At 54.6% G+C, this 26241-nt stretch carries 20 protein-coding genes; 8 read left to right on the top strand and 12 right to left on the bottom strand.

Going from position 1 to position 26241, the window contains the following annotated elements:
• Positions 1-35: 35 nt before the first annotated feature.
• The gene (locus tag IEY39_RS24075; RefSeq protein ID WP_188936505.1) at positions 36-899 is read left to right on the top strand and encodes an N-acyl homoserine lactonase family protein; all 864 of its coding nucleotides are present in this window, start codon (positions 36-38) and stop codon (positions 897-899) included.
• Here IEY39_RS24075 and IEY39_RS24080 read toward each other — a convergent pair.
• From IEY39_RS24080 to IEY39_RS24095, 4 genes are all read right to left on the bottom strand, one after another.
• Positions 896-2098 (bottom strand): MFS transporter, encoded by a 1203-nt coding sequence (locus IEY39_RS24080; protein ID WP_188936507.1) that lies wholly within the window; start codon positions 2096-2098, stop codon positions 896-898. The genes IEY39_RS24075 and IEY39_RS24080 overlap by 4 nt on opposite strands.
• Positions 2099-2162: 64 nt before the next feature.
• Complete coding sequence (locus IEY39_RS24085; protein WP_229689069.1) at positions 2163-3089, bottom strand: helix-turn-helix domain-containing protein; 927 nt, start codon at positions 3087-3089, stop codon at positions 2163-2165.
• Between the two features lie 69 nt (positions 3090-3158).
• Positions 3159-4136 carry a PD40 domain-containing protein gene (locus IEY39_RS24090; protein WP_188936509.1) on the bottom strand — a complete coding sequence of 326 codons (978 nt, stop codon included), beginning with the start codon at positions 4134-4136 and terminating at the stop codon, positions 3159-3161.
• Positions 4137-4295: 159 nt separating this feature from the next.
• Positions 4296-5078 carry a cyclase family protein gene (locus tag IEY39_RS24095; protein WP_188936510.1) on the bottom strand — a complete coding sequence of 261 codons (783 nt, stop codon included), beginning with the start codon at positions 5076-5078 and terminating at the stop codon, positions 4296-4298.
• 97 nt (positions 5079-5175) lie between these two features.
• Here IEY39_RS24095 and IEY39_RS24100 point away from each other — a divergent pair, with 97 nt between their 5' ends.
• The 3 genes from IEY39_RS24100 (at position 5176) to IEY39_RS24110 (ending at position 9739) form a co-directional block, all read left to right on the top strand.
• Entirely contained in the window at positions 5176-7452 is a 2277-nt protein-coding gene (locus IEY39_RS24100; RefSeq protein ID WP_188936511.1) for a xanthine dehydrogenase family protein molybdopterin-binding subunit, read from the top strand.
• A gap of 93 nt (positions 7453-7545) precedes the next feature.
• Positions 7546-8103, top strand: coding sequence for a hypothetical protein (locus IEY39_RS24105; protein WP_188936512.1), 558 nt, complete (start codon positions 7546-7548; stop codon positions 8101-8103).
• A gap of 28 nt (positions 8104-8131) precedes the next feature.
• Positions 8132-9739, top strand: coding sequence for a lipase maturation factor family protein (locus IEY39_RS24110; RefSeq protein ID WP_188936513.1), 1608 nt, complete (start codon positions 8132-8134; stop codon positions 9737-9739).
• Here IEY39_RS24110 and IEY39_RS24115 read toward each other — a convergent pair.
• Positions 9690-10106 carry a DsrE family protein gene (locus IEY39_RS24115; protein WP_188936514.1) on the bottom strand — a complete coding sequence of 139 codons (417 nt, stop codon included), beginning with the start codon at positions 10104-10106 and terminating at the stop codon, positions 9690-9692. The two genes, IEY39_RS24110 and IEY39_RS24115, sit on opposite strands and share 50 nt — an antisense overlap.
• A 205-nt stretch (positions 10107-10311) precedes the next feature.
• On the opposite strand from IEY39_RS24115, the gene IEY39_RS24120 reads away from it, so the two are divergent.
• Together IEY39_RS24120 and IEY39_RS24125 are read left to right on the top strand one after the other, a co-directional pair.
• Positions 10312-11307 carry a hypothetical protein gene (locus IEY39_RS24120; RefSeq protein ID WP_188936516.1) on the top strand — a complete coding sequence of 332 codons (996 nt, stop codon included), beginning with the start codon at positions 10312-10314 and terminating at the stop codon, positions 11305-11307.
• Positions 11308-11470: 163 nt separating this feature from the next.
• A complete protein-coding gene (locus IEY39_RS24125) occupies positions 11471-11866 on the top strand; it encodes a hypothetical protein (protein WP_188936517.1) in 396 nt (131 codons plus the stop codon).
• 22 nt (positions 11867-11888) lie between these two features.
• On the opposite strand, the gene IEY39_RS24130 is transcribed toward IEY39_RS24125, so the two are convergent.
• The 5 genes from IEY39_RS24130 to sdhC form a co-directional block, all read right to left on the bottom strand.
• A complete protein-coding gene (locus IEY39_RS24130; protein WP_188936519.1) occupies positions 11889-15089 on the bottom strand; it encodes a WD40/YVTN/BNR-like repeat-containing protein in 3201 nt (1066 codons plus the stop codon).
• Positions 15090-15192: 103 nt separating this feature from the next.
• Positions 15193-15690: a hypothetical protein gene (locus tag IEY39_RS24135; protein ID WP_188936520.1), complete on the bottom strand. Its 498-nt coding sequence runs from the start codon at positions 15688-15690 to the stop codon at positions 15193-15195.
• Between the two features lie 11 nt (positions 15691-15701).
• On the bottom strand, positions 15702-16475 hold the full coding sequence (locus IEY39_RS24140; protein ID WP_188936521.1) for a succinate dehydrogenase/fumarate reductase iron-sulfur subunit: 774 nt from the start codon (positions 16473-16475) through the stop codon (positions 15702-15704).
• 3 nt (positions 16476-16478) lie between these two features.
• Entirely contained in the window at positions 16479-18323 is a 1845-nt protein-coding gene (locus IEY39_RS24145) for a fumarate reductase/succinate dehydrogenase flavoprotein subunit (RefSeq protein ID WP_188936522.1), read from the bottom strand.
• 12 nt (positions 18324-18335) lie between these two features.
• Complete coding sequence (sdhC, locus tag IEY39_RS24150) at positions 18336-19139, bottom strand: succinate dehydrogenase subunit SdhC (RefSeq protein WP_188936523.1); 804 nt, start codon at positions 19137-19139, stop codon at positions 18336-18338.
• Between the two features lie 88 nt (positions 19140-19227).
• Between sdhC and IEY39_RS24155 the strand changes: the two genes are divergently transcribed.
• Positions 19228-20781, top strand: coding sequence for a S10 family peptidase (locus IEY39_RS24155; protein ID WP_188936524.1), 1554 nt, complete (start codon positions 19228-19230; stop codon positions 20779-20781).
• 50 nt (positions 20782-20831) lie between these two features.
• Here the strand turns inward: IEY39_RS24155 and IEY39_RS24160 are convergent, their stop codons facing one another.
• Positions 20832-24092: an RHS repeat domain-containing protein gene (locus IEY39_RS24160; protein WP_188936526.1), complete on the bottom strand. Its 3261-nt coding sequence runs from the start codon at positions 24090-24092 to the stop codon at positions 20832-20834.
• Positions 24093-24270: 178 nt separating this feature from the next.
• Here IEY39_RS24160 and IEY39_RS24165 point away from each other — a divergent pair, with 178 nt between their 5' ends.
• Positions 24271-24543, top strand: coding sequence for an acylphosphatase (locus IEY39_RS24165; protein WP_188936527.1), 273 nt, complete (start codon positions 24271-24273; stop codon positions 24541-24543).
• 21 nt (positions 24544-24564) lie between these two features.
• On the opposite strand, the gene IEY39_RS24170 is transcribed toward IEY39_RS24165, so the two are convergent.
• Positions 24565-26211 carry a hypothetical protein gene (locus IEY39_RS24170; protein ID WP_188936529.1) on the bottom strand — a complete coding sequence of 549 codons (1647 nt, stop codon included), beginning with the start codon at positions 26209-26211 and terminating at the stop codon, positions 24565-24567.
• Positions 26212-26241 lie beyond the last annotated feature (30 nt).

Below are 26241 nucleotides of genomic sequence, written 5' to 3' on the forward strand. Positions count from 1 at the left end.
TAAAATTTCCATAAGTTACACCAAATAACCATCCGGTGTCCACTCATTTCGATCCCATAACCATCGACCTCACCTCGCAGGGCCGGGCAGTTCGCGTCCATCTCTTCTCTGCAGGCGCCATCGCCGAAAAAATAAAATTCCATGAATCCCGCAACCGGCTGTCTGCATTAGCCGCAATCATCGACAGTCATTTCACCGGCTGGCTACCCATTTGGGTGATGGTCATCCAACATCCCGAAGGCACTTACCTCGTCGACACCGGCATGGACCCGGCAGTCATGCGTCCCGGCTACTTCCGATCCTCGGGCTTCCTCGTCAACTGGTTTGATACCACCCAATACCGGTATGCTATTGACTCCGAAGAAGTCGTCCATCAGCAACTCGCCGCACTCGACATCCCGATAGCAGACATCAAAGCCGTCATCCTCACCCACCTGCACTTCGATCACGTCGGCGGCCTGGCTCATTTCCCAACAACCCCCATCCTCGCGGGCGAAGCGGAAGCCCGGCATCCCTACGGCGCATTACCAAAACTCTATCCACCCTGGTTCAAGCCTACCCTCATCACGCTCGATACGCCACTCGGCCCTTTCAAAAAAACCCGCGCCCTCACCGCAGCCGAAGACCTCGCGCTCATCCATACCCCCGGTCATACCCCGGGTCACTGCTCGGTGTTATTACACGCCGACCAGGCCAGCATCTTCTTCGCCGGCGACAGCTGCATCTCCCAGGATCAATTACTACAGGAAAAATATCCCGCCGGACTCGCAAGCCGCCGGTCGGCCAGACAAACCTATGCTGCAATAAAAGCATTCGCCCGCCATCATCCTCTCGTCCTCCTTCCCACCCACGACCCCGGCGCCGCAACAAGACTCCGGCAACTCCAAACGCTCCCTTAAGCCGCCGCTCCCGCAGGCTTCCGCCTGCTCACCATCCCCCGGAAAGCAAAGAATATCACCAGCGCCGTCAGCAGGATAAACACCAGGTAGCTATATCCCAGGTTGAGCGCATCCTTCGCAGGGAAGAAGTTGACGATGCCATAGCTCAGGCTGCTGACGATCAAAAACGTAACCCCGCCCGTAAGCCCGCTGGCAACACCCGCATTATGCGGAAATCGTGTCAGACAGAAGGTCATGTAATTGTTAAAGGTATAGCCCGCGCACACATGGATAAGAAAAGCAAAGATCACCAGGGAAGAAAGCGTCTCCACCTGGCGGACACACACCAGCATCACAAGCACCAGCACCATCTGTATGGTATTATTCACCAGCAATTTCCGGAAGAAAGGCAACCCGATCGTCGCCTTGCTGATAAAGCCACCCACCATCCAGGCAAAACCCATGATCAGCGAACAATAGCCCGCCGTCACCACGCTCAGCTGCAGGTGATGTTCGATAACAAACGGCCCGGTCATATTGTACACCATCACCATGGAATATGAAAGCCCAAGCAGCACGATGCCCAGGATAAATTCGCTCGTCCGGAGCATCCCCGCATACACATTCACCACCTGTCCCAACCGGAAAGGCGTGGGGTTGGGTAGCGTCTCGCCGCTAAATAACAATTCCGCGATCGTAAACCCCGCTCCGACAACGGCTAGCAGATAAAAATTCATCTCCCACCCAAACGCCGTTTGCAACCAGCCGCCGACAAAAGGCGCGACGATGGGGCCCGTCGACCAGATGATAGAGAAAAGGCTGAGGTAATGTTTCAACCGGTCACCGGTGAACAGGTCCACAAAATAGGCCCGCTTCCCCGCGATCACCGCTCCCACGGTCACCCCCTGGACGATCCGCATGGCATAGATGACAGAAAGGGAATGCGTAAGCGCGATGACAAGACTCGCCAGCGAGAAGAGCATCAGCGAGGCCAGACCGATCCGGTAGCGGCCAAGACTGTCCAGCACGCTGCCGATAAACAATTGACTGATCCCATAACTCACCAGGTAAAGTGTAATAGTAACTTGTATTTGCAAACCACTCACATGAAGCGATTCCGCCATCCTGGGCAAGGCGGGAACATAAATATCCGTAGCAAATCCCGAAAGGGGAAGCAACGCCAACGCAAGAAAATTCGCAATAGATTGATGCCGTTTCATGCCACAAAGCTACCCCGGCCCTTCCGCTCCGTCGTTTCAGTATCCAAACGGATCATTATAAAAATCAAACAATGGCATTCCTCGCCTGCAGGGGCGTTAGCCCCGTATGCTTCTTAAAAAATATATTAAAATAAGCAGGATATTCAAAGCCAAGTCCATAAGCGATCTGGGCGATATTCCAGTCCGAATGTCGCAACAGGGCCGTCGCTTCCTTCACCACCCGGGCGGAGATATGTTCGGTGGTCGTCTTACCCGTCACCTCCTTCAGGGCCCGGTTGAGGTGGTTTACATGCACGGACAGCTTTTCGGCAAAATCATTGGCCGTCTTCAACTGCAGCTCCGTCTCCTCGGTATCGATCGGGAACTGCCGCTCCAGCAGCTCGAGGAATTGCTGGGTGATCCGGGCCGCCGCCCCGGCCGGTCGCTCGACTTCCTCTGCCGGTCGCAGCTTCATCGCCTGGTGGATCAGCAGGTGCAGGTAATTCCGCAGCAGGTCGAATTTGTGGGAATACTCGGAGGCCATTTCCTCCATCATCTTCCGGAAGAGATAGGACACTTCTTCCTGTTGGCGCTCGTCCAGGAAGAACACCGGCATCCCGCCCATTTGGAAAAGCGGCGAATCCTGCAGGGTTTCCTTCCGCTCCACCGGGTGGACGAACGCATCGGTAAAAAGGCAGTACCAACCTTTCTGCTCTGTCGAAACCGCTTCCCAGGAATAGGGCACCACCGGGTTGGAAAAAAGCAGGGCGGGCCTGTCCATCTCGATCGTCTTGTCGGCATAATGCAGCCTCCCCGTCCCCAGGACAAGCGACACCTTGTAAAAATCCCGCCGGCCATACGGCGTCGTCCGGTAACAGGTATCGCGCGGAAACACATTGAAATGCCCCGATCCCGCATTGTTCAGCGGGAGACCCTGCGCCTCGGTCTTCCGAAGCCGGGCATAGAATTGATGTATCGTCTCAGTCGGCTGCATCCGTGAACAGAGCCACAAAGGTAGCGGAATAATTATAAAATTCAATCAACCGCCCAACAAGCCAAGCCGTGTCCTCCCGGCCCTCATTCACCCCTTCTCCCTTTCCTCCAGCCACTTGTCCAGCGGCACCCACCAGATATTGAGCATCCCCGTTTCCCATTCGCTGCAAGCCATAGCCCGCCGCTTACTCCCGGCTTCACCAGGGTCGTCGGTTTTCGGTACCCAGGTGCTGGAAAAATACAAACGCCGGTGGTCGGGACTAAGCCGGGCTTCAATATTGCCGACGCTCCGGTTCACTTCCACTCCAAGCGAACGGGGCACACCCCAAACCGCACCATTGCGGAAAACAATAAAGAGCTCGTTTTGTGTCGCGGGCGGTCGCCGGCTGCTGAACACCAGGAAGGACTCATCCGGCGCCACCGCCGGATCTACATCGCCCACCGTATCAGCCGAACTGAACGGCGCCGCAACGGGCTGCTCATAGCTCCCATCACGATACGCACTGCGATAAAGATGGAACTTCCCGCTGTCCCCAACCGGTCGCATAAAGTAAAGCGTACCGTCTCCCGTGATGGCCGGGCTGAACACGGAAGCGTCGCGGTTGATCATATCGGGAAGCCGGTAGGGCTCACCCCAACCCTCACCCTTACGATCTACCCGCCAAAGGTTCCCTCCCCCGGTGGGCCACACCTTTCCATTCCAGACACCATCCAGGCGCTTTCCACCCGGGACGACAGGGCGATTGGAAGAAAATATCAAATAAGATCCGTCAGGGGCCATTGCCGGTTCGATATCCTGCCAACTGCCGGAAAAGGAAGCGATATCCGGTGCAGACCACACCCCGTTGCGCAATCGCGAGACAAGGATGACAGCGGACAAGGCCGGACCGCTTCGATGAAAATACACCGTTTTCCCATCCGGACTAAAGGCAGGCGCAGCGTCATGCACCGCACCGGAAATGATCCCCGGCGCAAACAGCTCCGGCTTGACAGGCTGCCCGGCAGCATCCATCAGTGCCGAAACAAAGAACACAACAAATAAATAGCGGTTGATCATATAGCTCATATAGCTGTTTTAGCTGCCAATATCCATTGCCGCCAGAACTTCACCAAGCAGATTCAATCCCTTCCGCATGCATTTCAATCAATGGCCCGTTCGCCGCCACCCGCCCCATCGTCCTCCTTTCCACCCACGACCCCGCCACCCGCCCCGTCATCGGCCATATTACCAAACCGCGATGATTCTTGAAAACCCACCGGTTGCTTTTCCTACCTTGGGCGCGCCTACTATGATTGTTGCTCCCGTTTTCGGGATGTTGGAAAGATTTGCCACACATTCCACAGCCCATTTCCCGGCCGCAAAAAGCATTTTATGCCCGGTATATTTTTCATCGATGCCAGGGTCGATCGACAGATCGTCCACCCCAATTCCTGCAATACTTCTTTGCGTTAATAAAAATTGAATGGCCGCACTCGAAAATCCGGGATAATGTTTTACTTGTTGACTGTCCAGTCCAACGAACATCGGGTCTTTCAAATGAGCCTCCCACCCTGAATACATCATTACACAGGAATGATCCGGTATTTTGCCGTACTGCGATTCAAATGTTTTAATGTCATCAACAGTCAGTTCCGCATCTCTGTTCTTCGATGCTTTATCTGAAATGTCGATCACTACCACCGGAACGATCAGGTCTTCCAAGGCAATTTGATCAAGCGATTTTTGATTCTCGATAAAGTGATTTGGCGCATCGGTATGTGTACCTAAATGTTCGTGTATTTTCCATGAGTTGGCTGCGACACCATTTTCCTTGAGTGTAGCCATGGGAATAAGCTGAAAGGGATAGGTCATGTTTTTCACCGGTATATACGGGAAATCAGGGGTCAACGTGTGTGTCAGGTCCACAATGTGATTGATGTGAAGGATACGGTCGTTGTTCTGATTAGATCGATCATGGCAACCAACAAAAAGTATCCCCAGGAATAATACAGAAATCTTTGTTATCATATCGATTGGCATTTACTCTATAAAAATATAATGAATTACCTTCGTACAAGGTAACTTTTTGCTTCTTCCATCGACGTATCTATCAACTCCACGAACTATGCGTCAAAGTAGAAGGAATTTTATCAAAACAGCCGGTTGCCTTACCATCGGTTTCTGCCTGGGTGGACCCTCCTTCACCTGGCCCAGCCCCTCACAATCCCTCCCCGGCGACCTCCGCGAGAACCCCCACATCAACGCCTGGCTTGAGATCCTCGCCGACGGCCGCGTACGCGTCCTCACCGGTAAGATCGAACTTGGCCAGGGCATCCGCACGGCCGTAGCCCAGATGGCCGCGGAAGAACTGAACCTCGACATGTCACAGGTAGAAGTCACCATGGCGGAAACCGGCGTCACCCCCGATGAAGGTTACACCGCAGGCAGCAACTCCATTGAAATGAGCGCAGTGGCCATCCGCTACGCCGCCGCCGCCGCAAAACAACGTTTACTCCTGTTGGCTGCCGAAAAATGGGGCGTCCCTGCCACCGGGCTTGTCTTCACACAAGGCAAGGTCAGCACGACGGACGGCGGCCACACCATCAGCCTCGCCCAATTGCTGGACGGCCGCCAGATCACCGATGAGGTCCGCATGCCCGTCACCCTCAAACCCAAAGAGCAACACCAACTGGTAGGCAAAGCCGTTCCGCGCGAAGACAACATCCGCATCGTCTATGGCCAACCGGTATATGTGCAAGACCTCACCTTCCCCGGTATGCTGCACGGCCGCGTCGTCCGCCCACCGGGATATGGCGCGCAACTGCTCCATTTCGATGAACAGGCGGCTAAAAGCAAATCACCCGGTCTCCTGAAAACAGTAGTGAGCGGCAGCTTCCTCGCCGTCATAGCAGACAACGAATACCATGCCATCCGCGCCCAACAAGCCGCACACGCCGCCGCAAAGTGGTCGGCCGGCCCGCCTCTTCCAAACCTGCAAGGCACTGATCTTGCCACCTATATAAAAACCCTCCCGGTGCAACCCGAAAAGGTCGCCGAAAAAGGTGATCTCTCCACCTTGCCAAACGGCACCACCATAAAGGCCACTTATTTCAAACCTTATATCATGCACGGCTCCATCGGCCCCTCCTGCGCCGTCGCCCGCTATGACAACAACAAACTCGAGATCTGGACACACAGCCAGGGAGTATACCCGCTACGCGAGACCCTGGCCGATTTCCTCCACCTTCCTGCTGAAAACATCCATATAAAAGGCACCCCGGGCTCAGGTTGTTATGGCCACAACGGTGCCGACGACGTCGCCGCCGATGCCGCCTTGCTGGCGATGGCCCTGCCCGGTAAGCATATCCACTTACAATGGTCACGGGACGACGAACACGCCTGGGAACCCTACGGCAGCGCCATGATTATGGAATTAGAAGCCGCCATGCAGCCATCAGGCAACATCACGCATTGGAAATATACCCTATGGTCGGACACCCATGGTACCCGCCCCGGCGGCCAGGCGGCCAACCTGCTGGCCGCACATTATATCGCAAACCCGGTTTCCCAACGCCCCTCCGGCTTCAGCGGCGGGGCTCACCGCAATGCCGAACCCTATTACGCCATTCCCAACCAGCGGGTAGACGCCAATTTCTTTAATGGCCCGCTCCGCACATCCTCCCTCCGGAGCCTCGGCGCCTATGCCAACCTCTTCGCCATCGAATCATTCATGGACGAACTGGCCGCATCAGCCGGGAAAGACCCCTATGAATTCCGGTTACTCAACCTCGACGACGACCGCGCCAAAGCCGTCCTCCGCCAACTACAACAACGCACATCTACACCCTCATCCACCACCGCAACCGCTACCACAAACTCCACCACCCCGAACCAACACCCCGCCAACTCCACCACACCAGACCAACACCCCGCCAACACCAAAACCGCTACCGGCATCGCCTTCTCCCGCTACAAAAACGCCGGAACTTACTGCGCCATAGCCGCCCGCGTATCGGTGGACACCAAAACCGGCAATGTCCGCGTCCAAAAAATGTGGGCCGTCATCGACGCCGGCGAAGTCATCAACCTCGACGGCCTCAAAAACCAGATCGAAGGCGGCATGGTCCAATCCGCCAGTTGGACGCTTTTCGAACAAGTAAAATTCAACGAAAAACACATCACCAGCCGCGACTGGACTACATACCCCATCATGCACATCGACCAGGCTCCCGAACTCGAAGTCACTGTCATCGATCGCCCACAAGAACAACCCTTCGGCGCCGGCGAAGCAGCCCAGGGTCCCGCAGCAGCCGCCATCGTCAATGCTATCTACCACGCCTGCGGTAAAAGGATCCGCCATCTACCCGTCGGCTCCATTAACATCTCCCCAACATCTCTTTAACAACCGCTAAACGCACATCCACAAAAGCTTTTCCCATCTTGCAGGAGCCGTCCGGCAATACCCTCCGGACCCAACCCTGAAAAAACACCCCGTATGAATAAAACACTCCTCACTGTCCTTCTCTTGCCCTTTCTTTCCATCACCATTTCCCATGCCCAGTCCCGCAACGCAGTACCCGATCTTTCCCCTGATAAAGTCACCCTCGGTATAGGCGGCGGTCAGGACTACGGCGGCCTGGGCCTCAACCTCACCGTCTATCCGCAAAAGAACATCGGCCTCTTCGCCGCCGGCGGCTACGCCCTGGCAGGCTTCGGCTACAATGTGGGCGTAAAGCTCCGCCTCCTGCCCAATGAAGGCGTTTCCAAAGTCAGGCCCTTCCTCGCGGCCATGTATGGCTACAATGCGGCAATCGCCGTCTCGGATGCATCGCAGTACAACAAGCTCTTCTATGGCCCTACCGTCGGCGGCGGCCTCGACATCGGCTCCCTCTTTATGCATAAGGGTTATATTTCCCTGGCGATTTGGGTGCCCATCCGCGGGGATGACGTCGATAATTATATCAACAACCTGAAGACCAATTACGGCGTAGCATTCAACAACCATTTGCTGCCCATTTCGTTCTCTGTCGGTTACAAATTCATCCTCGATTAACCCCCGGGAATTTGGTAACTTACAGGGCATGCTTAGCCCGCTCGCCAACGGCAATTCAGAGGACGCCGGTCCAACGTACTGGCTCACTCGCTTCCTCATCCTCCGGCTGCTCGGGGTGGTCTATGCCATAGGCTTTCTCGTGGCGATCAACGAGGTTATTCCCCTCATCGGCGCGAATGGCCTCCTTCCCGCAGGCATCTTCGTACGGCGCGTCTCCGCCGTAGTCGGGTCGACGGGCGGTTTCCTCCGGCTGCCCTCCATCTTCTGGTTCACCCACTCCGACACGGCTCTCCTGACTGCCGCCTGGGTCGGGTTCCTCTTATCCTGCGTCGTCGCGGCCGGCTTCGCCAATGCGCTGACACTCTTCGTTCTCTGGTTCCTGTATATGTCCTTCATCAATGTAGGCCAGGACTGGTATGGCTATGGATGGGAGATCCAGCTTCTCGAGACCGGCTTCCTTGCCATCTTCCTTTGCCCCCTGCTCGACATGCGCCCCTTTCCCCGGCGCGCGCCGCCGTTGCCCATCATTGTGCTTTTTCGCTGGCTCATCTGCCGCATCATGTTGGGCTCGGGACTGATCAAGCTTCGCGGCGACGAAGTCTGGCGCAACGGGACAGCACTCTATTATCATTTCGAGACCCAGCCCCTGCCCGGTCCGCTCAGCCGTTGGTTCCATTTTCTGCCCCGCATAGTGCTGCGAATAGGCGTCTGGTATAATTGGCTGGCCGAAATAGTAGCGCCCTTCTTTGTTTTCTGGCCCCGCCCCGCCCGCCACATCGCAGGCATCGTCATCGTCGGGCTCCAATTCATCCTCATCCTCAGTGGCAACCTGTCCTTCCTGAATTGGCTCACCATCATCCCCGCACTCGCCTGTTTCGACGATGGTTTCTGGTCCAGGCTCCTTCCCCGCGCCCTCGTTCGCCGCGCAGAAGCCGCCGAAGCCAAGGCCGAACCTTCCCGGCCCATGACCACCATCGCCTGGGGCATCACCGTCATCATCGCCCTGCTGAGCGTCGAACCCGTAGTTAATATGCTGTCGCCGCAACAGATCATGAACACCTCCTACAATCCCCTCGATCTCGTAAATACTTATGGCGCCTTCGGCTCTGTAGGGCAAGAACGGTTCAATGTCGTATTCGAAGGGACGATGGACGACATCCCCAACGACAGTGCCAACTGGAAAGAATATCCTTATAGAGGGCTGCCCGTCGCCCTCGACAAGCGGCCGCCACAGGTCGCCCCCTACCAGCTGCGTCTCGACTGGCAAATGTGGTTCGCGGCTATGTCGACACCCGACGAATATCCATGGACGTTAACCCTAATCTTCAAGCTCCTCAATAACGACCCCGGGGCTGTCAGCCTTTTCGCCGGCAACCCTTTCCCGGATAAGCCTCCACGTTACATCCGGGCAGTACTCTATCGCTATAGCTTTGCAAGATCGGGCAACTCCGCCGGTCTCTGGTGGACGCGCCAACGCATCGGCAACACCTGGCTTCCTCCCATGGCCGCCGACGACCCGCGCCTTATCATTCCCGCCGAGGGCCAGGAGGCACAGATCCCTCGCTACCATCGGCACTCCACCGCAATCAATGCGCAACTTTTATATAACCCCATCCTTCCCGCTGCTTCGAGATGATCTCATAGATCCCATCCGGAACTACTTCCACACCCGGTACCAATTGATCCTTGTCGATATTGTTCCGCTTCATCGTCATCGCACACACTTTAAAACTGGCCTTATCGTCGGCTATAAGCTTTTCAACAGCCCCCTGCTGCCCCGAACGTCCCTTCACCGCCATGTCCAACCCCTGCCCATAGATCACTACCTCCAATTTCGCATCCGGGTTGGCCCCCTTGATAAGCCCGATCTCCCGGATGATGGCCTGCTGGTTCACACTATCTCTGCTGGTCAGGTCGAATACAACCCTATAATCCTTAGTCTGCGAGAAGCCAGTCGCAGTCACCAGCATAAACAGACTACTAAAAAGAAGGTGCTTTTTCATAATGAAAGTATTTGAGGATAAAATTACCCTCGCCTTTAAACTTTCCAATAGCATGTTTGGGGGGGATACGCTAAGACCCTTCAAAAAACAAAAGGTTTAACCCACTTTAATAAATTCCATGAAAGGAAAATTTTTCATACGTCCGGGTTAAACCATTACGATCGACGCGCATCAGACCTTCAACAAATCGTTAAAAACAAAAATTATGAAAACGAAATTTTTCTTCTCGCTGGCGTCTGTTGCCGTGGCCGCCGGCCTGATCATCGCGTGCAGCAAGAGCAATTCCAACAATGGAACCAACGGCACTACTGGTAACACCAGCACTACACAGGTACAAACAACAGCGGATGACGAAAGCCAGGTCTCCACTGAAATGAACGCCGCCGAAAATGATGTCAACAACTCCCTCAATGCCAGCGCAGCCTTCAACGGCGTAGGTACTACCGATGCTAAGAGCGGCGTCGTCACTGACGGAGGATCGACAGGCCTCATCATCGACTACGGCATTTGTGATGCTACCGTTACTACAGATACGGCCAACGGTCTTCGCCAGATCGTCATCACTTACAACGGCGCCAATTGCTGGGGCAATCGCATCCGCACCGGCAAGATCATCATCTCTATCCCCGTGGGCACACATTGGCGGGATAAGGGCGCTGTCGTTACGGTCAACATCGACACCTTGAAGATCACCCGCGTGAGAGATCACAAAACTATCACCCTCAACGGAACCTATACCTTCACCAACGTCACCGGCGGATTGCTGCGCGACCTGGCCAGCCTGGGTACCATCACCCACACTATTTCGGCCAATAACGTGACGATCGAATTCGCCGACAGTGCTACCCGTACCTGGAGCGTAGCAAAACAAAGAGTGTTCACCTACAACAACGGCGTTGTTATCACCACCACCGGTACTCATTCCGATGGCACCAACTCCGATGTCGCTGTCTGGGGCACCACTCGCTATGGCAACTCCTTTGAAACCCTCATCGTTCAACCTATGGTCATCGAACAGTCCTGCGACTGGCGGCTCACCAGTGGCCAAACCGAGACCATCCGCCCGGATGTCACTGCCACCATCACCTATGGCCTTGACTCCAATGGCAACCCCACCAGCTGCCCCGGCACCGGCTACTATTACTACAAAGCAGTCTGGACCACCGACGGCAAAACCTATACCTTCATAGCTCCGTACTAAATTCAATAACCCCTTCGTTTTCATGAGCCGCCTCCGGCGGCTCGTCCGAAAGGACAGACATTAGCGATCCAGGTCGTTCCGCTCATCGGAACGACCTTTTTGCGCTCATGCCCGCATGCAACGTTCGATCCTCTCTCATTGTCAAAAAAGCAAAAGAAAAAATATGCGCCACTTATCCCGTAGCCTCATCCTCGCCCTGGCGGCAGGTTGCCTCGTCACTGCCTGCAGAAAACATAACACCAACCCACCCCCCGACTCCCTGCTGCAACACAGATGGCAGGTCGTCTCCCTCAACGGGGAAGCATTACGTTATGTCGGCAAACCCGCAGATTATTGGGACTTCCACTATGGCGACACGCTGATCCAATTCATCAGCGGCAAATACGACACAGCCAGATATACATATGACAGCGCTGGAAAAAGGCTCGTCCTCAGTCCCTTTGCCCCGTGGCCCTATGCCCTCGCATTCAATATCAGCACCCTCACCAGCAGCCAGCTGATTCTGACCAGCGCCAACCAACAGCCTAATTTCCCCATCCTGGATTCCCTTCGCCGCTAAACCGGCGAAGGGGTCCCCCACATTATTTCTCCGGCACCAGCACCTTCTCCAGCTTCCTCTCCCGGCACAACGCATTGAAGCCCGCCACCTCCTTATCCAACAACGCCTTCATCTGCCCCTTGAGCACCTGCCACTGGGCATCCAGCTCGGCATACCGCTCCTTCTGGCCGTCGGTGACATAAGGGATATTCACATCCATCTCCCCCTTGAGGAAGATATAATCAGCACTCAGCTTATTGATAAAATTGATGATATCATCATTGCTCTGGGCCTTGTTCTGCACCAGCTCTTCCTCCCATTTCAATAGCCGCCCCGAGATCTTCTTCCCGCTATCCGCCACATCCTTCATATCCGCCCGGTCCCCCAATAGGTCCACCACTTCATTCATCTGCCTTCTCACCTTCCTGATCCGCAGCACCGATTCATGAATTTCGCGGATCCCCTTCTCCGTCTTAGCCATCCATTCCTGCTGCGCCGCATAATCGGCCGCGGTAGCATTGATCCGCGGATCACCTAATACGACGAACGACACCGTCCTTACCATCGTATCATACTTCAACCGGGCCTGGTACTGCCCCGGCGCTACCTTCCGCCCTGCATAATCTCCCTCGATGAATACCGTTGGCACCCCGGGCAAAGTAGGATAACGCATATCCCATACCATCCGGTTGAGTCCGGCCTTCAACGGCAACACAGGGTCCGGCGACGGACCACCCGGAAAATGAACAAATCCCTCATCTTCTTTGCTTGAATACTGCCGCACCGTGTCCCCGCTCTCATTCAATATTGCCAACGTCAGCTTCTTTGACGTGTCCGCAGTCGACGGCAACTGGTAATAAAGTACCACCCCGGTGGCAGGGTTGGTCCCCGCAACGGCAGCCCTCGGAGCTTCCTCATCCTCATCCTTCACCACCCGATCGAGCTCGCTCCCCCCTGACACCCGGTAAGTCACTCCCGGTGGATAAAAAAGAACATCATTCCGCGAAGTAGCCGCATTATAACCCCGCAGCACATTCAGATCGTCCAGTATCCAAAAACCCCGGCCCATGGTGGAAGCTATCAGGTTTCCCTTGTGCAATAGCAGGTCGGTCACCGGCGTCACCGGGAGATTCAATTGCAGCGGCTGCCACTGATTCCCGCCGTCATAAGAAATATAAAAACCGGTCTCCGTCCCGGCATACAACAGGTCTTTTCTTACATCATCCTCCCGCACCGTACGCGTATAGGCGCCATAGGGAATGCCGGCAGAGATCTTTCTCCAACTCTTCCCATAATCCGTCGTCTTATAAATGGCAGGCGCCAGGTCGTTGAACTTATACCGGGTGGTGGCGATATAGGCCGTTGCCTTATCATGCGGCGAGACCTCGATACAGTTCACCAGGCACTCTTCCAGTCCCGGCGGGGTAACATTGCTCCAGGTCTTGCCGCCATCCCTGGTAAGAGAAACGACCCCGTCATCGCTCCCCGTCCAGATGACCCCTTTCTCCTGCGGTGATTCCTTCACATAAGCCAGCGTGCAATAATTCTCCCCGCCTGCACCCTCGTTGGTATACGGTACGCCGCTGATACCCATATGCGCCGTATCATGCCGCGTAAGGTCCGGCGAAACAACTTCCCAATGCCGGCCCCCATCGACGGTCTTGAACAGCCGGTTGCCGCCATGATAAAAGGTATACGGCTCCCATTGGGAGCAGACGATCGGGGCATTCCAGTTGAACCGGTATTTCATATCCTTCGGCGCCAGCGACTGGTATTGTATCGGCGCGACCATGATAGACTTCCCTTCTCCGCTCACCCTATCCAATATTTCTATCGTACCCTGGTAACTCCCCCCCATAATATACCGGGGACTGTCAGGGTCAAACGCCAGAAAAGCGCTTTCGCCACCCGCCGAATAGAACCAGTTCTTATCGCCAATGCTTCCACCCGCCGTATTGCGGCTCGCGATCATCACCGAAGTGTTGTCTTGCTGACCGGCATACAAATTATACGGGAACAAATTATCCGCATTCACCCGGTATAACTGTGCCGTAGGTTGGTTATTTTGCGTGCTCCAGGTGGCTCCGTCATCAAAAGTAATGGCCGCTCCGCCGTCATTGGAGATGATCATATTGCGATCATTATGCGGATTGATCCACAACTGGTGATAATCCCCATGCGTTCCGCCAAGATTCGACCACGTTCTGCCGCCGTCGATGGACTTCAATCCGGGGGAGTTCAAAACATATACGACATTCTCATTCTGCGGGTCGGCAAAGACTTCTATATAATACCACGCGCGCTGCACCAGCCGGTGGTCTTTGCTCACACGCGTCCAGCTCTTGCCCGCATCATCGGAAGCGAACAATCCTCCTTCTTCCTTTTCCGACGAACTTTCGATCAGCGCATATACTTTATTGGAGTTGGCGCCCGAGACGGAGATCCCCATCTTCCCCATCTCCTTGGGCAAGCCCTTTTCCATCCGGGTCCAGGTCTGGCCGCCATCGATGGATTTATATAGCCCGCTGCCCTTGCCCCCGCTGCGCATCTGCCAGGGCAGCCGCCGGTAATCCCACATCGCCGCATACAACACCCGGGGGTTATTCTTATCCATGCTCAGATCGACACAACCCGTATTCTCATCGACATAAAATATCTTCTTCCAGGTTACCCCTCCATCCGTCGACTGGTACACCCCCCGGTCTTCCGTTGCTCCGTACATGGCGCCCTGTGCGGCGACATAGACAATATCGGAATTTTGCGGATGAATGCGGATAGCGGAGATATGCATCGTCGCATCGAGGCCCATCTTCTTCCAGGTCTTGCCCGCGTCCACGCTTCTATACACCCCATCCCCATACGAACTCATCACCCCGCGCGGCGCATGCTCACCCATCCCCACATACACCACATTGGGGTCGCTTTCCGCTACCGCCACGGCGCCTACCGACCCCGTTTTAAAAAACCCATCCGAAATATTGGCCCAGGTCCATCCCGCATTCACCGTTTTCCATACGCCCCCACCCGTCGTTCCCATATAATAGACCATCGGATTCCCCGTCACCCCACAGGAGGTAACAGAACGCCCACCCCTGAAAGGCCCGACATTCCGCCATTTAAGGGGCTTGAAATACCCATCAAGCGCTGCCTGCCCTCCGGCCGCAGCCGCCGGCGCCATTCGTTTTTGCGCCTCTACGGTCATAAAAAAGGAAAGCATGCAAACAAACAGCAGGAGTTTCATCATGTGAAGTGCGTTTAGGTGTTCATGTTGAAGATACAACATTTCACCCATACCCCTACCGCCCATCCCCGTCTCATACCCCCGGTGAGCCGCCGGTCACCTCATCTCATTCCAGCGGAAGTTCTCCGTACTGCTCATAAGCAGGTTTTAGTTGATACTGCATGATCAAACGGGCGCAGGTATTCCATCGCAGAATGGAGTCATCGTTGCCCGCGGGACGTATCTCTTCTGCTTGTTCGAAAAAGCCCATCGCCTCCGTCAGCCATTCGTATACAGCCCCATAAGACGCAGGCCTGCCCTGTTTCAGATTCGCCAGTCCCTCCCGCTCACAAATAATGCCGGAGTAATAATGGCGGTCATATTCGTTATCGATCAGTTGTAGGAGCTCGCGCGCCTTGTGGAGATTGGTGGAGGCATATTCCCCAAACTGATCCGTAATAGAAAGCAGCAGCGTTACAACAGCCTGCTGGTTATCCGGGTCGATAGCCAATATATCCTTGCAAATGCTCTCCGCAAGGTCGGGCTCATTCAGCAGGCGGTAACGTTCCGCCTTTTGCAGCGCCAGCGGGATGCCTTCCCTCGAGATGGATTTAAGCTGGATCATAATACACAGTTTTAATTTTTTTTGCGTCCCCTCAGGGCCCGAAACAGCCGTTTCAACGGATCATAGTAGCGGTCAGCCACTCTTTCTTTCATGGGTATGATCGCATTGTCAGTTATCCTGATCTCCTCCGGGCAAACTGTCGTGCAACACTTGGTTATATTGCACAAGCCGATGCCCTGGGCGCGCTTCAGGTCCTGCAGCCTGTCCTCCACATCCAACGGGTGCATTTCCAGCGCAGCAGTATATACGAGCAACCGCGGACCGGCAAACTCATCCTGCAAATGGTGTTCTCGCAAAACGTGACAGACATCCTGGCAAAGGAAACATTCGATGCATTTCCTGAACTCCTGTACCCGGTCGATATCACTTTGCGCAATCCGCCAGGTACCGTCCGCCGCATCCGCAGCCCTCGGCCGGAATGGCTTGATTGTTTTCTTCACCCTGAAATTCCAGGACACATCCGTCACCAGGTCCCTGATAAGAGGAAAGGCCTTCATCGGCTGTATTATAACAGGCTTGTCCAACGGCAGATCCTTCAGCCTGGTCATACACATGAGCCGGGGTATCCCATTGATCTCCGCAGAGCAACTTCCGCATTTGCCTGCTTTACAATTCCACCGTACTGCCAGGTCATTCGCCTGCTCAGCCTGTATCTTATGAACTGCGTCGAGGACCACCATTCCTTCCGACACCGGGATGGAATAATCCACCAGTTTCCCGCCACCCGCCAGGCCGCCCCGGCGCGCCGGGCCTCCCCTCCATATTTGAAATGTTACTGTCTCCATGGCTTATTTCATTTCTTCGATCAGCTTAACCAGGTCAGGCCTCATCTCAGCCAGCGCTTGTTGAACCACCTGCATTTGCCCGTCAGCCCCCTTTCGAACGATCAGGTTGTACTTGCCGTTCTTATCGTCCTTATTGGGAAAATCTTCCCTGAAATGCGCGCCCCTGCTCTCCTTCCGGCGGATGGCCGAAAGGGCGATGGCCTCTGACACCGTCAGCAGGTTGAAAAGGTCGAGCGCGGTATGCCATCCGTTGTTGTATTCCCTGTTGCCATGCACTGCAACCCTTCCCATCCGCTCCTTCAATTTCTCCAGCTGCAAGACGGCCTCCGCCAATTCCTCCTCTTTCCGGACGATCCCCACGAGGTCCTGCATCATCTCCTGCAAGTCGTACTGCACCTGGTATGGGTTCTCCCCCTGCACCCGTTCGAAAGGCTCCAAAGCACGCCGCATCATCGAGTCCACCACTGCGTCGTCAATAGCCCCCTGCCCATGTTCTCTCGCCCACTGACCCGCATACTCACCCGCCCTCTTGCCGAAGACCAGCAGGTCCGATAAGGAATTGCCCCCAAGACGATTGGCCCCATGCAATCCCGCCGCACATTCTCCCGCAGCAAACAACCCGGGCACGGTCGACATCTGACTGTCCGCATCTACCCTGATCCCTCCCATAATATAATGCGTCGTCGGCCCTACCTCCATCGGCTCCTTCGTAATATCGATATCAGCCAGCTTCATGAATTGGTGGTACATGCTGGGGAGCTTCTTTCGGATATGGTCGGCCGCATGGGGTATCTTGTCCTTGATCCAGGAGATATCGAGATAGACCCCCTTATGCGGGCTACCCCTGCCTTCTTTTATTTCCCTGACGATACACCGGGCCACATGGTCCCTCGTCAATAGCTCGGGCGGTCTCCTTGCCTCTCTGTCCCCCTGGGTATATTTCCAACCCTCTTCTTCATTATCCGCCGTTTGGTTACGGTATAGCTCAGGGATATCGTCGAACATGAATCGCCGTTTATCGTTGTTGAGCAGTATCCCGCCCTCTCCCCTTACTCCTTCCGTCACCAATATGCCCTGAACACTGGGAGGCCACACCATGCCGGTAGGATGAAATTGTACAAATTCCATGTCCATCAGGTCAGCTCCTGCATGATACGCCAACGATTGGCCATCACCGGTATATTCCCAGCTGTTGCTGGTGATCTTGAATGCCCTTCCCACACCCCCCGTCGCAAGGACGATGGCCTTGGCACGGAAAACAAACCACCGACCTTTCTCCCGCTCATATCCCAATGCCCCCACTACCCGCCCGCCGTCATTTGACAAACCCACGCCCCCCGCCGCACCTTCTTTCAACAACCCGATAATAGTAAACTCCATGTGCACGCCGATCTTCTGATGAATGGCATGGTCCTGCAGGGTCCTTATCATCTCCAGTCCCGTCCTGTCGCCAACATGCGCCAGCCTCGGGTATTTATGCCCGCCGAAATTCCGCTGCAGTATCCGTCCGTCCCTGGTGCGGTCGAACAAAGCTCCCCAGGCCTCCAGTTCCTTCACCCTGTCTGGCGCTTCCTTGGCATGGATCTCCGCCATTCGCCAATTGTTCAGGTATTGCCCGCCACGCATCGTGTCCGTAAAATGAACGCACCAGTTGTCCCGTTCATCCACATTCGACAGGGCAGCAGCTATCCCTCCTTCGGCCATCACGGTGTGCGCCTTCCCCAGCAGCGACTTGCAGATCAGCCCCACGGAAACGCCTGCCCCCGCGGCCTCCACAGCCGCCCTCAACCCGGCGCCTCCGGCGCCGATCACCAGCACATCATAGTCGACAACATCGTATAACGCCATATTCTTTAATGCTCATATTATCCTCCAATCCCTCCATACCCCCGTCGCACACAGCCGGACATAAATATCCGTAAACGCTACCCAGAACAAGCTCATCCAGGCCCAAAGCATATGCCTGCGGTTAAAACAGCCTGCACATCGATATATCTGTCTCTGTACAGGAGATCCGGATAGCCGGTCCTTGATCCCACCCACCCAATGGCGCAGGGAATGACATCCAAACGTGTAGCCGGCCAGGAACACGACATTGGCTGCCAGCACCATCGTCCCGACACCGATCCCGAAGGAAGACGACCCCGTCCGGGTATCGGTGAACCACATCGCCGTCCAGACATCATGCGCGAGGATGACGAGAAAGATCAATGCGATATACATTAAATAGCGGTGCACATTCTGCAGCACCAGCGGAAAGGCTCTTTCACCGGTATAACGCCTCCGCCCCTCCGATACGCTGCAGGCGGCAGGAGACACCAAAAAAGCTTTGTAATAGGCCCCCCGATAATAATAGCAGGTCAGCCGGAAAAGGCCTGGAGCCCACAGGATCAATAAAGCCGGACTCCAGGGCAGAAAAGAAGGCCAGCCGCCGGGCTTAGGGCCCAACCAGCGGTGCGGCGAGTCCCCAAAGAGCTCTGGCGAATATAAGGGGGATAGATAGGGACCGTACGCATAGTTCTTCCCCTGGAAGGCAGCCCAGGTGACATAGATGACAAAGGAAGAAAGACAAAGGAAGACAATCAATGGCTTCACCCACCAGGCATCCCTGCGGGCGGTTCGACCAAATCGACGTGTAATACCCGATAGATCGACCTCATTCATAGCAAACAATTCAAATAAACTGCGTCTACCGTAAGTTACTTCAAATTTCGAAAAAATGTTACTTTCGGCAAGTAATAAATCTAACTGCATGAACCGTCTCCTGCTCTTCATCGCCTTCCTCTCCGCCGGTCTCTTCACCCGCGCCATCGCTCAACCCAGTGCTGCTTCCCCCGCCACCGGCGCCCAACCCAAAACGGCAGCCCCCGCCGAAAAGCCGGTACCCGGCAGCCGCATATTGAACATCGACTCCGCCGTTACTACACACGCAGAAGTCACCATCAAGGGTCAGCGCATCCCATACGAAGCAACAGCAGGGACGATCCCTGTCTGGGACGAAGACGGCAAACCCATCGCCGGCGTCTTCTACACCTACTACCAACGCTCGGACATAACAAATCGCGACTCCCGCCCGCTGGTCATCTCCTTCAATGGCGGCCCCGGCACACCGTCCGTCTGGATGGAGATCGGGTACACCGGTCCCCGCCGCCTCAACCTGGATGAGGAAGGCTATCCCATCCAACCCTACGGCGTAAAAGAAAATCCCTATTCCATCCTGGATGTCGCCGATATCGTATATATAGACCCCGTCAACACCGGCTTCTCCCGCACCGTAAACAAGGATATCCCCGGCAGCAAATTCTTCGGGGTCAACGAGGACATCAAATACCTCGCCGAATGGATCGCCACCTTCGTCTCGCGGAAGAACCGCTGGGCTTCACCAAAATTTCTCATCGGGGAAAGCTATGGCACCACCCGCGCTTCAGGCCTGGCGCTCGAACTGCAAAATGCACAATGGATGTACCTCAATGGGGTCATCCTGGTGTCGCCCACGGAGTTGGGCATCGATCGCAGCGAATACGTCAAAACCTCCCTGCTGGTGCCTTACTATGCGGCCACAGCCTGGTATCATAAAGCACTCGCACCCGATCTACAAAAGAAAGACCTCACCGACTATCTTCCCGAGGTCGAAGACTTCGCGGTCAACGAGCTGATCCCGGCCCTCGCCAAAGGTGGCTTCATCGATTCCGCCAAAAGACAGGCCCTGGCCGCAAAACTCGCCCGCTATACCGGGCTCTCCGAAAAAGCAGTGCTGCAATGTAACCTGGAGATCCCCACGCATTTCTTCTGGAAGGAGCTGCTACGCGACAAAGGGTTCACCGTGGGCCGCCTGGATTCGCGGTATAAGGGCATCGACCGCCAGGACGCAGGAGCATCACCCGATTATAATGCAGAGTTGACTTCCTGGCTCCACTCCTTTACCCCGGCAATGAACATCTATCTGCGGGAAGACTTGCACTACCACACCGACCTCAAGTATAACATGTTCGGACCTGTATTCCCCTGGGACAATCAAAATGACCACGTCGGCGAAAACCTGCGCCAGGCCATCGCCCAGAATCCATATCTGCATCTTCTCATCCAGTCAGGCTATTATGACGGGGCCTGCGACTACTTCAACGCCAAATACAGCCTCTGGCAACTCGATCCCAGTGGAAAACTCAAAGACCGCCTCCATTGGGAAGGCTACCGCAGCGGCCACATGCTCTACCTGCGAAAACCCGACCTGGAAGCAGCCAATGAAAACCTCCGCCGCTTCATCCGCGAGTCAACCCCCAAACCGGGCGAAGCCGCGAAATATTAGCCCCCGCCGGGCCCGCGAAATACTCAGCCGCCCCGGGGCCACCGACAGCATTATTGTCCCTGGTAATGATAGTCGTAGGCCTTTACGATGTTCGCATTCTGGTCCCTGACGAGCTTCAATCTCCCCAGGCCATCATATTCGTAATAGGTCGTCCTTCCGGCAGGATCAGTCTGGCTCGTCATTCCAATAAAAGGTTGATAGGTATAGCTGGTGACGAGCGCTCCCTTTAACCTGGGGTCGGTCCGCAACTGGTTCAGCGCGGCCCTCACCTGGTCATCCGTACCGGGCGCGCTCCCGCTCAGCTGATTGATCACGGTCTGCCCCAATACATTCACCAGGTCCTGGTAATGCGCTTTCTTTACTTCCGCCAGCGGATAAGAGCCATTGTAACCCCAAAGTATAGCCGTCGGGATATCGTTCGCCGGGAGATATTCCTGAGCTTTGGCATTGGACGTATAGTTCAGACTCAGCTTCAAATTGAAAGAGGGGGGGTACAGCGTGGCCGGATCATGCGCCGGCAGCGCCTGCAACGTACTGCTCTCATACCGGTGGATACCCGTCACATTACCGGAATTATCAAAGTCGCTCACGGTGCCGTCGGTAATATTCCCGTTTCTGCTGGTCGTGGTCTTCACCGGTAGCCCGACCATATGATTGGTCACAAGCGTAGCCATGTTGGCCACATTGCTGTTATAATCTCCCGGATACCAGATATCCTGCTCCACCGTCTGGCCCTTCGAATTCGTCGTGGTCACCTGGGAGGGGAGGAAATAATTGGCGTTATAACTATAGTTGGTCACCTTGGTTATGGGACCACCGCTGCTTGTATTTTGCGTTTCCGTCAACTGCGACCTGTCAAACCGGTCAGCGGGATAATAGACCTGCCCACTGTTATAATATTGGCCATAGTCATTCGGATCAGGCTGCCCCGCCATGATGTCGCCGGCGTTGCCGAATTTCACCCCTTGCACGATCTGCGGCGTATTCCAGACAGGCGGGTCCGTATACTTATAAGCGGTACTATGCAGCACAGAGAAATTTCCATTCCCCTGGTTGACATAGTCATCCTTCTGCTGTTCCGTAGCCCGCCAGGAGAGGTTCATTATCGGCGGATACGGCGACTGAGTATAAGAACTCGCATACCACAGCTGATACGGATAAGAATACACCGTCTTTCCATTCTCGCCATTCTCCCCGAGATTTTCGGTCACTGTCCGGTAATAGATGGTACTGCCATCGAAAGGCACCACACTTTGCGCCCCGATGAAATATTGGGGACCACAGTCGGCATTCGCTGGAAGGTTAAGCAGCCCCGCCGACGCCGTCGTTATCATTTCTACCTGCGACACATAATTGGGTATCTGGTAAAATTCCTCATCGGCGTAACTAAGCTTCTTCACAGTGGTCTGGTTGGCAACAGGGTCGTAGCTCGTAACGCGAAGGACGCGGTCACCCCCGATAGAAACCGGGATGTTGCCGGCCGGCAAAATTTGATATACCTGAAAACTGACAGAAGGGTTGTCCACCCCTTGCTGCGCGAATGCACAACCCGGGTCGATCGTATAAGTATAGGTATCAGCCGGCAGCGTTATAGTGACGCTTCCAGTGCTCGTATAGGCAAATTCTTTGACATAGGGATTGCCACCGCTCGTGCTGCTGATAAGCAGCTCGCAATACGCACTATTGTCGACAACCGACACAAATTGCCAATCTACCTGTACATTCATTGCCGTGGAGATCGTAAAGGTCCCGGTCTTCATACCGGACTCACCCTCCGCACTGGGGCAGCTGGTGGCATCCGAAGCGCCGGGCACGTTCACAAGATTGTTACTGTAATTGAGATTATAGTTGAGGAAGGCTGGAATCCCCTGCACAAATGGGTAGATTATCTGGTTGCCCTCATAGTCGAAAGTGGTATACCCGCCGGTAGGATAGGTAATTTTTTGCAGCATCCCCATCCGGGCGGCATCCCAATAAGCGGTCCGGTCATTGTCCCCCGGAATAGACCAATTGACATTATAATTGTTGTTAGGTATGGCAAGGGCATAATTGGCTTTAGGTACCCCGCTGAAGGTATTGCCCGTAATCCCATTATAATATCCCCAATGGTCGATGGCGTAGGTCCTGTTGGCGCTGGTAATAAGGGGAATGCTGGTCAGATCATTACTATTATACTGATAATAGCTAAAAGTATAGTTCTGCACCGGCGCATTCGTGCCATTGTCCAGCACGGACAGGCCGAGCAGCTTCAACCGGGCGTTGTTATCATAAGAAAAGTTGATATTCTTCACCAGTTGACTGTTATCATTCAACACCTGTATCGAAGACAAGGCATGCGCCACCGTGCTATTGATGGTTGTAAGGTCGTTCCTGGCAATGGTATTGAAAAGCACCTTCCTTCCCTGGTAACTGATGCTCTGCAACACCTCCTGGTTTATAAGGGAAATGGACTGCACCTGGTTGGGACCGGTGGCGCCAAATATGCATCCGCTTTGCTGGATGCCGGTCGCCCCTACACTATAAGAATTGTTGGTAGTAATTGTCTGATACTGCGCATCCTGCTGCCACGTAAGGTCGGCCTCCGTGCCATAAGGTGTGACGATCTTGGTAAGCCACCAGGTATTGCTCCCACCCTCCACCACCTGGTTGAAAGGGTCATTGTTGATACTGCCCGAACTGAAGGTCCTCAACCCGAAGGTGTATTGGTATCCTTTTTCGTCGGTGACGATAAAATTCCTATTGTTATCCAGTACCACCGAATAAGGCATCCACTTGAGGAACTTGATCTGGCTGCCGTCAAAATAAAATTTGGCTGACTTGCCCAAAATGTTCAGGGAAAAGATATCCTGCTGCGAATCGTTAAGCCCTCCCAAGGCATCATGGATGTATTGATATCGGTTGGCCACCGGCATTGCCCCCGTCATAAAGCTCACCGCTGCCGCTTTAGCGTTCGGATCGGCCATCCCGTTTATCCCAAGGTCATCCAAACCCCGGATATCCTGCACGATATATCCACCCGGCATCAGATCCCATCCATGCCCTACCCAGGAAGGAACCGCGTCCGGCTTCATCCCGTTGTTGTTATAGCTCAAGTCTATCGGTATGCTCACGACATTGTCTATCGGAAAAGTATACAAGGGAATCGTCTCCGCCACCTGCCCGGTATTATAGCTCAACGGCACATCGCCGTATTTTTCAAACGAAGCCACATTGGGCGGCATCGTATTTACATACTTCTTCAGGTCGTCCTGGGCATGCAAGACACAAAAAGGGAAGCAGAACAAACTTATAACCGGCAGGAGATACTTCATATGATTTTACTTTTTCCGAGGTCATCGAAATAAGCAAAAGAATTTGACTCCAGGCATTACTAAATTATTAAAACCCATCATCGCGTAGAAAAACCACAGCGGCGTGCATAAATAACCCACAAGTGTGTTTCGGCTGCCGATCGGCCCACTCCATAAAATCCTACCTTTATCGTCTTTTATGCCAACCATCCATCTCCTCATCAAAGGAATAGTCCAGGGCGTCTACTACCGCGCCTCCGCCAAGGAACAGGCCGACCGCCTCCACCTCACCGGCTGGGTCAGGAATACTCCCGAAGGCTATGTCGAGATCACCGCCACTGGCGAAGCAGCCGCCCTGGACAAATTCATTGCCTGGTGCCGCCAGGGCCCAAGCCGCGCCATCGTCTCGGAAGTGGAAAGCCGCCCGCTCCCCGAAACCCGTTTCGAAGATTTTGCCATCCGCCGCGGATAACCGACAAGCACCGGCCCCATCTCAGGGCTTCACCGCCTCCCGGCTTGCCACCTTCTCCATCAACTCCTTAATAAGCGCAAGGTTGCCAGGAGTCGACACGGTAAAGCATTGCATATTGGCTAACAAATTTATCTGCTGCGGCGTCAGCATCAACACCTCCGGTATGTCGTCATAGCTGTTCTGGCCCACCGTGGCATAGTTGGGGAAATTGGCCATGTAATTGGTCGGGTCCGTACTCGTCAGCAATTCCTGGATAGCTGTCGGCAGCTCGTTGTACCATTGCCGATTCATGTCATTGTAATACCAGACAATAAAAAAGCTCCCAGCCCCGGGATAAGCCGGCACGCCAAAATAATTGCCTTCGTAAACGGTATACAGATCGGCATAGACCAGCGGCTCGCCGTTAGCCTTCTTGCTGGCCAAAGCAGCCGCCAATTGGGCAAACTTTCCATCGTCATTCAGCACCTGTGTTTGTACAATGGGTGGCATCACTGGGTTCTGCTCCGGATAATGTCCAAAAAGGCTGCTGATCTGCGCATCGACGCCATCCACATAATAATAGGGGTCCGTTCCACCCAACGGCAAAGAAGTATTGACAAAGGCCAGGACAATAGGATACTGCCTTCTCAGCAGTGGGATAATGCCGGTATTTTCCAGGTCGCCGCCATCCACATAGCTGTACACCGTAGCAGGGTCATCTACATACGTCGGACACCAATAATTGAATTGCGGGAAATAATCCGGGTTGTCGTCAAAATAATCCAGGTCGGCGCCCGGTGCGCTGCTGCTGCTGCCCATCTGATCCGATAGGGTGAAAAGCAGGAGTTGTCCATTCTCGGGGTTGGTGTTCAGATTGGCCGTAACCTCGTCAAACCCCGTCGCGCCCTGGCCCACCGTGTCGAACAACAGGTTGTCGACATACCCATACCCAAAATGTTGGCCATCAACCCCAATAGTACCCCACATCTGCGGAGTCCCGGTATACATCGCCGTATTTTCGAAATGCCGCATCACCATACCATCGCCCATCGGATAGGCCTGCGTCGACCCGCCGATATAGAACGGCCGGTTATCCCGTTGCAGGTAGAAGTTACTTGGCGTAAGCGATGGGTTAAGCGAAAGCAATTGGGCCAGCGTAGTGGGATTCAGGGTAAAGAAAGTGTTCGTATCACCTATACCCAACGGTAGCAGAATAAAGAAATTCAGCATTCTCGACCAAAGCCGGTTATAGGGCACCCCAATGAGATAAAGGAGGCCCAGCTCTGCCGACACCCAGCCGTTCGTCATTTGTGGAAGTGCCGAACAGATATTATTCGTATTCAGGTTCTGCAATCCTTCCACCGTCAGTTGCGAAGGCGGGGTTTGCAGCCCCAGCAGCGTGTCGTCGTCATACTTGGACGAGGCATAGGTGAATGGCGTTCCAAACCACGAGCCGCCCGATACGCAGGAGATGGCGCCGATATCGGTGTAGCCAAGGCTGTTCCTGAGACCACGCATCTGCCCCATAGCGGCCGACATAGCCCTGGCGCCGCCGCCGGAGAAGGCCACGCCGACAATGGCATTAGCAGGATTGAACGCTGGAAATAGCTGCTCCGGGAATTGTGGATTGGGGTTGTCTGGGTAAATGTTACCAGTAACCGAAGTCGGGAAATTTGCCGAGTTGGCCATAAGGTTTATGGTTTTGGAGTTAAAAAAATG

Origin of the sequence: Puia dinghuensis (assembly GCF_014642875.1) — a bacterium.
Classification (GTDB): Bacteria; Bacteroidota; Bacteroidia; order Chitinophagales; family Chitinophagaceae; genus Puia; species Puia dinghuensis.

What these genes read in the sequence shown, in the direction of transcription:
- IEY39_RS24080 (WP_188936507.1), bottom strand. Translation starts at nt 2,098, where the DNA reads ATGAAACGGCATCAATCTATTGCGAATTTTCTTGCGTTGGCGTTGCTT.
- IEY39_RS24090 (WP_188936509.1), bottom strand. Translation starts at nt 4,136, where the DNA reads ATGAGCTATATGATCAACCGCTATTTATTTGTTGTGTTCTTTGTTTCG.
- IEY39_RS24095 (WP_188936510.1), bottom strand. Translation starts at nt 5,078, where the DNA reads ATGATAACAAAGATTTCTGTATTATTCCTGGGGATACTTTTTGTTGGT.
- IEY39_RS24100 (WP_188936511.1), top strand. Translation starts at nt 5,176, where the DNA reads ATGCGTCAAAGTAGAAGGAATTTTATCAAAACAGCCGGTTGCCTTACC.
- IEY39_RS24105 (WP_188936512.1), top strand. Translation starts at nt 7,546, where the DNA reads ATGAATAAAACACTCCTCACTGTCCTTCTCTTGCCCTTTCTTTCCATC.
- IEY39_RS24110 (WP_188936513.1), top strand. Translation starts at nt 8,132, where the DNA reads ATGCTTAGCCCGCTCGCCAACGGCAATTCAGAGGACGCCGGTCCAACG.
- IEY39_RS24115 (WP_188936514.1), bottom strand. Translation starts at nt 10,106, where the DNA reads ATGAAAAAGCACCTTCTTTTTAGTAGTCTGTTTATGCTGGTGACTGCG.
- IEY39_RS24120 (WP_188936516.1), top strand. Translation starts at nt 10,312, where the DNA reads ATGAAAACGAAATTTTTCTTCTCGCTGGCGTCTGTTGCCGTGGCCGCC.
- IEY39_RS24125 (WP_188936517.1), top strand. Translation starts at nt 11,471, where the DNA reads ATGCGCCACTTATCCCGTAGCCTCATCCTCGCCCTGGCGGCAGGTTGC.
- IEY39_RS24130 (WP_188936519.1), bottom strand. Translation starts at nt 15,089, where the DNA reads ATGATGAAACTCCTGCTGTTTGTTTGCATGCTTTCCTTTTTTATGACC.
- IEY39_RS24135 (WP_188936520.1), bottom strand. Translation starts at nt 15,690, where the DNA reads ATGATCCAGCTTAAATCCATCTCGAGGGAAGGCATCCCGCTGGCGCTG.
- IEY39_RS24140 (WP_188936521.1), bottom strand. Translation starts at nt 16,475, where the DNA reads ATGGAGACAGTAACATTTCAAATATGGAGGGGAGGCCCGGCGCGCCGG.
- IEY39_RS24145 (WP_188936522.1), bottom strand. Translation starts at nt 18,323, where the DNA reads ATGGCGTTATACGATGTTGTCGACTATGATGTGCTGGTGATCGGCGCC.
- sdhC (WP_188936523.1), bottom strand. Translation starts at nt 19,139, where the DNA reads ATGAATGAGGTCGATCTATCGGGTATTACACGTCGATTTGGTCGAACC.
- IEY39_RS24155 (WP_188936524.1), top strand. Translation starts at nt 19,228, where the DNA reads ATGAACCGTCTCCTGCTCTTCATCGCCTTCCTCTCCGCCGGTCTCTTC.
- IEY39_RS24160 (WP_188936526.1), bottom strand. Translation starts at nt 24,092, where the DNA reads ATGAAGTATCTCCTGCCGGTTATAAGTTTGTTCTGCTTCCCTTTTTGT.
- IEY39_RS24165 (WP_188936527.1), top strand. Translation starts at nt 24,271, where the DNA reads ATGCCAACCATCCATCTCCTCATCAAAGGAATAGTCCAGGGCGTCTAC.
- IEY39_RS24170 (WP_188936529.1), bottom strand. Translation starts at nt 26,211, where the DNA reads ATGGCCAACTCGGCAAATTTCCCGACTTCGGTTACTGGTAACATTTAC.